Here is a 10,280-nt window from a genome sequence, read left to right on the forward strand (position 1 = left end):
CATTGTTGAAAAATATAATTAACCGCCGCAAATAATTTATCTAAATCTTGAATTACATACAAATTTCTATTCCGAGTAAACACATCAGCAATCAGCTTTCCGAATTGCCATATTTTACCGTTAGAAACAATCCCAAAAATATCGCTGTTAAAATCATCATTAATTCGTTGCACTGCGATCATTTCAGCTAAACACTGACCCCATCCTTCTTCAAATTTGTCTTGTTTAGCTTCAACCGTCAAAAAATAAGGTTTATCAAAAACAATTGTACCCAAAGGATTTCGCTGTGTTACCGTATAATCTGGAACGCCTGATAAATCTTCGTCATAAGCTAATGTTTCATGACTCCAAAGTGTTAATTTACTTCGGTAATTTTTCCATACTTCTTTCAATACTGGATATATAAGATTTTCACAAATAGCATCTTCAGAATTATCAATAACTCCATCTGTAAATAGCAAATCTAATTCTTCTTTAAATGACTGTTTAACTGGAAAATCTGCTTCTAGCATAAAATTAGCCTGTACATATTTTATTTGAAATTTTTTAATTACTGCGCTAATACTTTTGTAATTACTAAATGCCATTTTAATTTACCTTTTATTAAAAATGTCATTACCTGACTAACTGCGCGGCAGAATTGAAAAATTGACGACACAACCCCTTGGTGACTAAAACTGTTGTCAACAAATTAGCGAAAGCAACCATAAATATAATTAAAATTTCGTAGGATACAGCATCCAGAGGTTTCACACCAGCTAATAGCTGTCCCGTGGTAATTCCTGGTATTGCCACCATACCAATGAGGAACATTTGATTGAGAGTCGGAATCAATCCGGCTCTGATGGCATCTTTGCGATACTGGCTAACTGCTTGCTGGGGCGTTGCACCTAAACTCAAATGGGTTTCGATTTCGAGATGGCTGGAATTAATGGTGCTGACAAGACGTTCGCCTGCGATCGCAGCTGCATTGGTAGCATTACCTAAGACTATCCCTGCTAGGGGAATTACATACTGTGGTTCGTACCATCTTTCTGGTTGAACGATCAAGAAGTTGGTGTAAAGCACTGTCAGGGCGGTACTAATTAAAATTGCACCCCACACCAAAGGCAATACATAAGGAATTTTTTGGCTGATCCGATTTCGTGCGACAATCGCCGTAATTGTCAGCATTATTGTTAATATCGCCAAAACTGCCCAAGCATTGTCCAAAGCCAAGATGAAATCTAAAATGTATCCCAATACAAGTAGTTGTAAGATGGTTCTCCCAGTAGCAAGGGCTAAATTTAACTCTAGTCCTAATTTCTCCCAAGCAGATAAACCAATGGCGATCGCCATCAATCCCACAGCAATAGCTAAATCCACGAAATCCAGCTTGATCAACTCCTGCATGGGTTCTCTATCTCCATCTCCTGGCATTTCCTTTTCAAAGCAGCCCACACACCTGGAACTTTGATCCGATGTGTTGGATCTTGGTTGATATATATTACCTTTATCAATTCAAAATTCAAAAATGGTACAACCTTAACATGGCAAACACCTAGTATGCCTACTATCTGTAAATTAAATGTGCGATAGTTTCTAGCGCCACAATTTAAGTAAAAACCCTAATAGATGCGTATCTTGGGCGATAGTCTTTTAGTAGCTCCTTTTTGATTAATAATTCAATTAGCAAAAATTGACTCTCGAAGTGCATCCTTTGTATCTCCCGATAAAATAACAACTCATGATCCAAAGTGTAAATCCTATCCCTGTTTTTGATATCAAGCAGCAATACACCACCATCGAAGCAGAAGTAAGTGCAGCCGTCTTAGAGGTTCTGGCTTCTGGTCGCTATATCGGTGGCCCCTTAGTCGAAGGCTTTGAGCAACAGTTTGCTGCTTATAATACTGTTAGTGAATGTGTGGCTTGTAATTCTGGTACTGATGCGCTCTACTTAGCGTTACGAGTGTTGGACATTGGTGCAGGCGATGAAGTTATAACAACGCCTTTCACCTTTATTGCTACATCTGAAGTAATTAGCGCCGTGGGTGCAAAGCCTGTTTTCGTTGATATTGACGCTACTACGTTTAATTTGGATGTGGAGCAAGTAGCGGCGGCGATTACACCCAAAACTAAAGCGATTATCCCGGTTCACCTATTTGGACAACCTGTGGATATGACATCATTGATGGCGATCGCTCAGTCTCACAATTTGTCAATAATTGAAGATTGCGCTCAGTCTACAGGGGCAAGGTGGGCTAATCAAAAAGTCGGAAGCATTGGACATATTGGTTGCTTTAGTTTCTACCCTACCAAAAATCTTGGTGGTTGCGGCGATGGCGGGGCAATAACGACTAATGACCCTGCGATCGCCATTAAACTGCGAATACTACGAGATCATGGCAGTAGAATTAGATATTTACATGAAGAAATCGGTGTAAATAGCCGCTTGGATGCTCTCCAAGCAGCTATTTTGCAGATTAAGCTACGTTATTTAGATATTTGGAACAATCGCCGACGAGATATCGCCAACTATTACTATCAGTTCCTTAGTCAAGTTCCAGGGATTGTCCCACCGCAAGAATTACCTGAGGGCATTGGGGTATGGAATCAATACACTATTCGCATATCAGGCGAAGGGCGAAATGGCTCTAGCGCCAAATATCGAGATTGGGTGCGTAGTCAATTGCAAGAACAAAGCGTGAGTTCAATGATTTATTACCCCCACCCTTTACATTTACAACCAGTTTATCAAAGCCTGGGCTATCAAATTGGGGACTTACCAATAGCAGAGCAAGCTTGCCATGAGGTTATATCCTTGCCTATGTACCCAGAACTGACACAACAACAGCAAGATCAGGTGATTTATGCGTTGAAGAATTGTTTCAGGTGAGGGGAGTAGGGAATAGGGAATAGGGAATTTTAATATTCACCACTCCCCACTCCCCACTCCCCATTAAAAACTAAGCGATCGCGCGGTTGCTAGCAGTCGCTAAGGCTTCTACTAAGCCACGCACAGCAGCAATCATTGCTATTTCGCTATTGAGTTGGTTGATGGCGGAACCAACACCAACACCAGCAGCACCAGCTGCGATCGCTAATGGTGCGGTAACGTTAGAAATGCCTGAAGCACACAATACTGGTACTGACACCACACGGGAAATCTCAAAAGCTGCTGCCAAGGTGGGAGCAGCTTTTTCAATTAATCCTAGAGTTCCAGGGTGAACTGGGTTACTGCTAGTACCGCCTTCGGTTTGGATAATATCTGCTCCAGCTTTCACGAGTTCTTCTGCTAACTGTACCTGTTGATCTAGTTCCAAAATGTGGGGAACGGTGACAGATAAAGTAATTTCCGGGAGGAGAGCGCGGGTTTGCTTAGTCAGTGCTAGAACTTCTGGAGCCTCAAAGCGGCGTCCTTGAGCATAGAAGGAATCGAAATTCCCGATTTCAATTAAATCAGCACCAGCTGCTACAGCTTGCACAAATTTTTCTGGTTCTACTGCTGACACACAAATTGGTAAATTTGTCAAACTTTTAGCTAGCTGTACCAAGGCTGGATCGGCAGCAATATCGACAAAAGTAGCGCCGCCCAATTCAGCAGCTTTAACAGTAGCAGCAACGCTAGCGGCGTCGAAGTTATTCAAGCCGCTAATCACTTTTAGGACGCGGCGGTTAGTAAATGCACGTTGGAGTGAAGAATGCATCGTCATAGTTTGGCTTTTGAAGCTACGAAAATTAGGTATATTCTACCGTTCCTCGGCTGATCCGAGACTAAATCGCTATCGTAGTTGCCAAATCTTGATAGTTTTATCCAGTATTTTAGTCAAACTCTGGAGGCCACAAATCTGCAATTGGTACTTCCCATCCTGGGAGCAGTTCGGGAACTGTTAAAATATCGCCATCACGAAGTATTATTGCTTCTTGTCCAAAGTTGTAGACTTCAACAATCCGCTCATCTGGATTGAGCAAAATTCCTACCTTAGTTCCCAAACTCAGAAATTCTTGAATCTTGGCTCTGAGATCCTCTAAATTATCACTAGGAGACTTCACCTCTACAGTCAAATCGGGAGCCAATTGAGCAAAAGACTTGGGACTGCGACGCAAGCGTTCAGCTAAAACAAATGAGGCATCTGGTGCGCGTAAATTTAAATTTGGCAATCTGAAACCAGCGCTAGAAGCTGCTGTTCGTCCCAGTTTGCGCGGTCTAACCCAGTTACGTAACTGGGCTACCATTTCAGCTGCGACCTCATCTGATTCATATCCTGATGGACTCATAACAATAATATTACCCTTGACTAGTTCCATGCGATAGTCGGGATGCTGTTGCTGCATTTGTTCCAAGTCTTCAAGCGTCAGGGACATAAAACCTCTCTAGGAGCGATCGCTTTATTTGCCTAGAATTACTATACCGTAATACTTATAGACCTCTCCAGGAGCGATCGCCCCATGAATTCCCCAGTCATCGCCAAACCTGTCACTCCAAAGACTTCTTATGTTTTGCTGTATAACGTCAGTTTGGAATGGATGAAGGTAAAATCTAATATCATTGCTTATTTTTCAAAACACTCCATTGCTGTTTGAACCTTCTCAACTTGCTTGGGTGCTTGCATTTCGTTAAAAAGTGCGATCGCTTGCATAAACTTTTCCCTACTATTCTCAATTTCACCAATTTGTTGATGAGTTAATGCCAATTGATAGTAAGCCTCTGCCAAATTAGATTTAGCGCCTATTCTATTCAAAATTTCTATCGCTTCTTTATGATGGAAAAGTGCCCTATTAAATTCTCGTTCTTCTCTATATAACCCAGCTAAACAAGTTATAGCTTTAGCCTTAAGCTGAGTAAAGTTGTTTTCTTCAGAAGAAGATATAGCTCTTTGGCATAAATCAAAAGATTTTTTAATATTACCTAAATTCTTGTAGGTTAAACATAGATTTATTAAACTATGCCCCATTCCCCATAAAGTCACTTTAGTTGATGAAGATATTGCAGAGAAGGCATCTTCAGCAATATAAAAAGCTTCCTCTCTAAAGTTAGAACATGATTTAACTAAAGCCAAGCAGCACTGAGCATAAGCCATATAATTGTCAAGATTGCTATCTTGTTCAGCTAAGTTACAAACCGATTTGAAACAATCTTCGGCTGCTTCCATTTCCAATAAATCAAGTTTGCAGAGTCCTGTATTGAACATCATAGATATTTTTATTAGCTTAATATCTAAAGTGTCTAATATCTCTTCTGATTTTTTATAGCAATCTATAGCTTCTCTAATACATCCAATAATTCGATATGTATAGCCTAGTATATTGTAAAGTTTAATCAGTCTTTCTTGCGATTTTACATCGTCTATTATTCGTTTAATGACAGAGAAGTTTTTCTGGAGCAGTCCCAATTGGTAAAACGAGCAACCCAAAGGCAAACCTATACTCCACTGTTTACCTCGCCCTTGTAAAATAACATCACCAGCTTGCTCAAAATCACTAATTTCTACATAGTGATAATAAGCTTCTAAAGCTGTTAATGCATCTGTGATATTTTTGATGGATGTAACTCGTTGCGTCCAACATTCTGCGGCTTTTCGGTTTACTAATTCCCATTCTTCACTGACTAACCTTAATCTACTAATCGCTTCGTACTGAATTACCGGATGCAGCCAATATTGTCCTTTTTTTGCTTCTATTAAAGACAAATCTTGCAGAGCTTTAATGACACCTCTACGTTTTTGCTCTGGTACATCCCAAAGCAAACATAAAACTCCCTCAATAGGTAAGGAAGGAATATCTTGATAACGATAGCATCCTAAACGACACAAGAGGCGATAGGCTTCTAAGTCATTTTTTTGGAGACGATTAAATTGACTAGCGACTAAATCTTTTAACTCTCTTTCCATTAATAAATCTGTACAGTTTTCCTGCCAATAGGCGTGGATGTCACCAGAAAAATCTGTCAATATTGCTCCTCGGAGAATTTGCATGGCTTTGGCGTTACCTCCATAAGCTCTGCACATTTCACTGAGAATTGTACAATCACAATTAATGTGACAACTGCTGAAAAACTCTCGCCATGCTTCATCATCTAAACCTTCGAGTGGATAGAGATGAACCTCTACACTAGACTCCCTCAAACGCTCACGACTTGTTACTAGAGTAACTGAATGCACATCTGAATCTGCTAATACTCTCAATAGCTCAACATAAGGGCGACGATATTCTAGGAACTTGCCATTTTGATCGAGAGCAGTTTCTAGATTATCGATAAATACCCCAATTTTAGATGTTTGTTCTCGAAGTTTGCGCCGTAGTCGTTCTAAGCTGATACCATAGTCTCCTCCTGGTTCTTCGTTAAAGTACCGCCGTAGCCATTCTTCAACCACACTCTCTACAGGAGTAAGGTTTTGGATTTCTGTAGCCATCCACAGTTCTAGGACAAAATTAAATTTTTGACTTTTAAAATATTTGCGTGCTAATCTAGTTTTGCCAACACCACCTTCACCCTGGATGAGGATAACTTTTTGTCCCCGACTGACTAAGGTGTGGAGTTCGGCTATTTGGCGATCGCGCCCCACGAAGTTAGAATCTAAATCTTGGGGTTTAGTGCCATTCCCTACTAGATTTGGCATATCGGGTATTTCTTGCGACTCTTGAGTTGTTCTAAACCTCTGAACCACTCCTTGGAAGGTTGATTTTGAGACTTTCTCTTCTAGCACTTTTGTTAGTAGATGCCAAAGTTCTGCACCAACTGCTTTTAAATGCGCTTCTGTATAACGAACACTGTTAGCAATATCTTGGTAAGTCCGCTTTTCGTCTTCCCACAAATGACCTAAGATAATTCTTTGAGTTTTATCTAAATGTTCTCCCGTCTTGAGAAAAACCAAGTTATCTACAAACTTTAAGGCTTCTTCTACACCCATTTGTTAACTTGATGTATCATTTTTAATTCATTATAACGATATTTTTACTACTTCTTCCTACTCACCATACTACAAAATACTTTTTCCTACTCAGTAGGGAACTTACTTTATCCGACTGCAAAGTATTTTGGACTGTATTACTCTTGTAAGTAATACAGGCTAAGTTAAGTTAAGCGCCAATAAGAGGTGGTTGAGGAAAGATTTAGATAGCGCTACTAGTGCAAGCTTAGTAAATCACACATATTACTTGTTACTGTCCGATATTAATGGCTCATGAAAGTGGTGTTTACTAAACAGGCAGTGGGTATTAACTAACTAGATTCTGTAGAGCATAATTACAACTCAGTATGTAAGCCATCACCCTACAGGAGGTTCAATGATGTTAGACAAAGATTGTCATCATGATTGCAATCAAAATCAGTGCCCCTTTGCCCAAGATACACGTAATCCTAATAGATATGTTTGTCTCAAATGTGGTGTAGAGCGAGAAATAAATAAGTATTCCTCTGGTTTCGGTTCGTTTTTACTGCTGTTGTTGGGCTTGTTTATTTCGTTCCAACTATTAGCTAATTATGAAAACCAAAACAATCCACAAAGGCAACAACAGTCTTTGAATAATTCACCTAAACAGGTCAATATCGACGTGTAAAACTAATCTTCAGGCTGGGCACGATTTCCCATAGCCTTCTTTTTTAAATGGCAAATGGGAAATCAAAAAGAATATTCACTGCTAAAAAATCAGCTACTTTCGTGAGTAAAATTATGGACTCAAATCAAGATACGCTGCTATTTCGCTTTGCTTCTAAATCCTTGAAATATTTTTTGATGGTGCTATTTGGTATTGCGATCGCCTATGTTCTATCCAGTGGTTTAGGTATCTTACAAATCATACCCATACTGCTGTACCTTTTACAACAGGTTTTGCTTCCACTAGGAATTATCCTGTTGTGTTTAATTACAACAGCAGTAATTATTGAATCCCTGCGTTAAGAATCGGGGGAGTGGGGAGTGAGGAGTTATGAATTACGGCAATTTTCTTTCTTTATAAATTACGGTTTAAGACAGAAAGTAGTGTACTACTCCAAACTCCTGTACAGACGCGATTATCGCGTCTCTCCTCTTCACTTTCCGTAGTAAACCCTGGTATTTTTGTATCCTAAATTTCGCAGATATTTATTCCATTCTCCAGCTTGGAATTGATCAGAGAAAGGCCCTATTGCTACGTGTGGCCCTCGTGGTTGCGTCCTTTCGAGGACTCCGCCAGCTCGTCCTAAATCTTGGCTAAATCGGGCTAGATTTTGTCTAATTTGTTCTGCGATCGCAGGTAACTGCTCTTGAGTGGTCGGAATCACGACATAATATCTAGAGGCAAGCTTTGGAGGATTTATATTATTGCGATCGCCTCCAAAGGTTCCATTGCCTACATCTATTTGCTGTCCGTTACCGAAGCTGATAATCCGGGCGTTATATATGCCTCGTGACTGTAACTCATTCACCCGTTGTTGGGCGTTAGATACTCTATTAAAAACGCCTGATTGAATTACATTCCGTCCTTGGTATTGGCGAATGTAAGCACTGGGTTCAATCTGACGGATTGCTTGTAGCGTCTGGAAATCATTACCATCTACGTAAACTAAGTAGCGCTCAAAGTTCTGGTTATATTGACTAGACTGTTCAGGTTGAGAGGGCTGATTTGGCGCAAACTGATTGTTTTGTAATGGTTGGGAGGGCTGAAAATCCTGCCCATACTGATTGTTTTGCAATGGTTGGGAGGGCTGAAAATCTTGCTCCAATTGATTGTACTGTAATGGTTCCGCCGGTTGTAACTGCGGTGATGGCTGTTGACCAAAAGGAATTGGCGGTGGCGGTAAAATTTCACCGACTCCTTGAGCTAGTAACACTTTGTTGTTGGGAATCAGCAGTAACCATCCTCCCACTAACAAAGGGAGAAGTGTTATGGTGGGCTTCCAACCTTTAGAACTTCGACGCAGCATCTGAAATGGGATAAATTGACTTGGCAATCTTCTCGACATAGTACTTTAGAAAGTAGTCAAAGTATTTTTAAATAATTTCTATCAGGAACTAATTAGTTCACCGTTGTAGCAACTATAACAGTCCGCTTTTATTTTTGAAATTATTTGTGTAGACAGGGAGTGGGGAGTGGGGAAGAAACCTTTTCAGGGTGTAGTGATTTTTTTCAAAAATCAAATATGAGTCCTATATATAGCGTTAATGTAAAATTAGCTCATCTGCGCGGTAAAAAATACTTCTGTAATTAATCTTAGATAAGGGTGATAAAAGAGTGAACAGCGATGTCTACGATGGGCTACGCCTACGCTCCTTCAGCTAGCTTAAAACTGAAGTCCTTTGCTAGCAAGGCTTTGAAAGAGTGTGTGCTACAATTGGACAACCACGCAGGTATCGTGTCGTGCTTTGTATGAAAAAAGTCGTCGTTGGTCTTTCTGGTGGCGTTGACAGTTCCACCGCCGCAGCTATCCTGCACCATCAGGGCTATGAAGTGATTGGTTTGACTCTTTGGCTAATGAAAGGCAAAGGTCAATGTTGCTCTGAAGGTATGATCGACGCGGCTGAACTCTGTGAACAACTGGGCGTTCCCCATCAGGTTGTGGATATTCGGGATCTGTTTCAGACGCATATTGTCGATTACCTGGTAACTGGCTACAGTGCTGGAATCACGCCTTTACCTTGCTCCCAGTGCAATAAAACGGTGAAGTTTGGGCCAATGGTGCAGTATGCTCGTGAAGAATTGGGGTGCGATCGCATTGCCACCGGTCATTATGCCCGAATTAGCTACGACGAAGCAACTGGACGTTACCAATTATTAAGGGCTGTTGACCGCAACAAAGACCAGTCATACTTTCTCTATGATTTGTCTCAAGATTTACTTGCAGCAACTATATTTCCTTTGGGCGAACTAGAAAAAACTGATACGCGCCGGATTGCGGCTGAATACGGATTGAAAACTGCTGACAAGCCAGAAAGTCAAGACTTATGCTTAGTGGAAAGTAACGGTTCCATGCGAGCATTTTTGGATAAATATTTAGCTCCCAAAACAGGCGATATTGTCGATGTCACAGGCAAAATTTTGGGACAGCATGATGGTGTCCATCACTACACCATTGGCCAGCGTAAAGGCTTGGGAATTGCTGCTGCCGAACCGTTGTATGTGATTGAATTAGATGCGGAAAATAATAAAGTAGTAGTAGGCGATCGCACCAAGGTAACTCAGCCAGAATGCACTGTAAATCGGGTAAATTGGGTTTCCATTGCCGAACCATCCACCCCCATTCATGCCGAAGTGCAAATTCGCTATCGTTCAACGCCTACACCCGTGACAGTGATTCCGTTGGAAAACTCCCGTGTGCGTTT

10 protein-coding genes are annotated in these 10,280 nt (G+C 40.8%); 4 read left to right on the plus strand and 6 right to left on the minus strand.

The window, feature by feature from the left end; translation table 11 throughout:
• Positions 1 to 587: hypothetical protein (locus VE944_RS02225; protein ID WP_324971612.1), on the minus strand; the 587-nt coding region annotated here is incomplete at its 3' end.
• A 28-nt stretch (positions 588 to 615) separates the two neighbouring features.
• Complete coding sequence (locus tag VE944_RS02230) at positions 616 to 1,392, minus strand: ABC transporter permease (protein WP_324971640.1); 777 nt, start codon at positions 1,390 to 1,392, stop codon at positions 616 to 618.
• A 334-nt stretch (positions 1,393 to 1,726) separates the two neighbouring features.
• On the opposite strand from VE944_RS02230, the gene VE944_RS02235 reads away from it, so the two are divergent.
• Positions 1,727 to 2,875 carry a DegT/DnrJ/EryC1/StrS family aminotransferase gene (locus VE944_RS02235; RefSeq protein WP_324971615.1) on the plus strand — a complete coding sequence of 383 codons (1,149 nt, stop codon included), beginning with the start codon at positions 1,727 to 1,729 and terminating at the stop codon, positions 2,873 to 2,875.
• A gap of 70 nt (positions 2,876 to 2,945) precedes the next feature.
• Here VE944_RS02235 and VE944_RS02240 read toward each other — a convergent pair whose 3' ends face one another.
• The 3 genes from VE944_RS02240 to VE944_RS02250 form a co-directional block, all read right to left on the minus strand.
• Positions 2,946 to 3,692 (minus strand): DUF561 domain-containing protein, encoded by a 747-nt coding sequence (locus tag VE944_RS02240; protein ID WP_324971618.1) that lies wholly within the window; start codon positions 3,690 to 3,692, stop codon positions 2,946 to 2,948.
• A gap of 109 nt (positions 3,693 to 3,801) precedes the next feature.
• Positions 3,802 to 4,344, minus strand: a complete 543-nt coding sequence (locus tag VE944_RS02245; protein WP_324971621.1) for a Uma2 family endonuclease — start codon at positions 4,342 to 4,344, stop codon at positions 3,802 to 3,804.
• Positions 4,345 to 4,532: 188 nt separating this feature from the next.
• On the minus strand, positions 4,533 to 6,890 hold the full coding sequence (locus tag VE944_RS02250; protein WP_324971624.1) for a tetratricopeptide repeat protein: 2,358 nt from the start codon (positions 6,888 to 6,890) through the stop codon (positions 4,533 to 4,535).
• A gap of 376 nt (positions 6,891 to 7,266) precedes the next feature.
• On the opposite strand from VE944_RS02250, the gene VE944_RS02255 reads away from it, so the two are divergent.
• The gene (locus VE944_RS02255; protein ID WP_324971627.1) at positions 7,267 to 7,539 is read left to right on the plus strand and encodes a hypothetical protein; all 273 of its coding nucleotides are present in this window, start codon (positions 7,267 to 7,269) and stop codon (positions 7,537 to 7,539) included.
• Positions 7,540 to 7,652: 113 nt separating this feature from the next.
• Complete coding sequence (locus tag VE944_RS02260) at positions 7,653 to 7,880, plus strand: hypothetical protein (protein ID WP_324971631.1); 228 nt, start codon at positions 7,653 to 7,655, stop codon at positions 7,878 to 7,880.
• Between the two features lie 131 nt (positions 7,881 to 8,011).
• On the opposite strand, the gene VE944_RS02265 is transcribed toward VE944_RS02260, so the two are convergent.
• Positions 8,012 to 8,923 (minus strand): hypothetical protein, encoded by a 912-nt coding sequence (locus VE944_RS02265; RefSeq protein WP_324971634.1) that lies wholly within the window; start codon positions 8,921 to 8,923, stop codon positions 8,012 to 8,014.
• A gap of 404 nt (positions 8,924 to 9,327) precedes the next feature.
• Between VE944_RS02265 and mnmA the strand changes: the two genes are divergently transcribed.
• Positions 9,328 to 10,280 (plus strand): tRNA 2-thiouridine(34) synthase MnmA (gene mnmA / locus VE944_RS02270; protein WP_324971637.1); only part of this gene is annotated, 953 nt, incomplete at its 3' end.

Source organism: Nostoc sp., assembly GCF_035638895.1.
Taxonomy (GTDB): domain Bacteria; phylum Cyanobacteriota; class Cyanobacteriia; order Cyanobacteriales; family Nostocaceae; genus Nostoc.

Coding starts and splice junctions, on each gene's coding strand:
- VE944_RS02230 (WP_324971640.1), bottom strand. CDS start 1,392: ATGCAGGAGTTGATCAAGCTGGATTTCGTGGATTTAGCTATTGCTGTG.
- VE944_RS02235 (WP_324971615.1), top strand. CDS start 1,727: ATGATCCAAAGTGTAAATCCTATCCCTGTTTTTGATATCAAGCAGCAA.
- VE944_RS02240 (WP_324971618.1), bottom strand. CDS start 3,692: ATGACGATGCATTCTTCACTCCAACGTGCATTTACTAACCGCCGCGTC.
- VE944_RS02245 (WP_324971621.1), bottom strand. CDS start 4,344: ATGTCCCTGACGCTTGAAGACTTGGAACAAATGCAGCAACAGCATCCC.
- VE944_RS02250 (WP_324971624.1), bottom strand. CDS start 6,890: ATGGGTGTAGAAGAAGCCTTAAAGTTTGTAGATAACTTGGTTTTTCTC.
- VE944_RS02255 (WP_324971627.1), top strand. CDS start 7,267: ATGATGTTAGACAAAGATTGTCATCATGATTGCAATCAAAATCAGTGC.
- VE944_RS02260 (WP_324971631.1), top strand. CDS start 7,653: ATGGACTCAAATCAAGATACGCTGCTATTTCGCTTTGCTTCTAAATCC.
- VE944_RS02265 (WP_324971634.1), bottom strand. CDS start 8,923: ATGTCGAGAAGATTGCCAAGTCAATTTATCCCATTTCAGATGCTGCGT.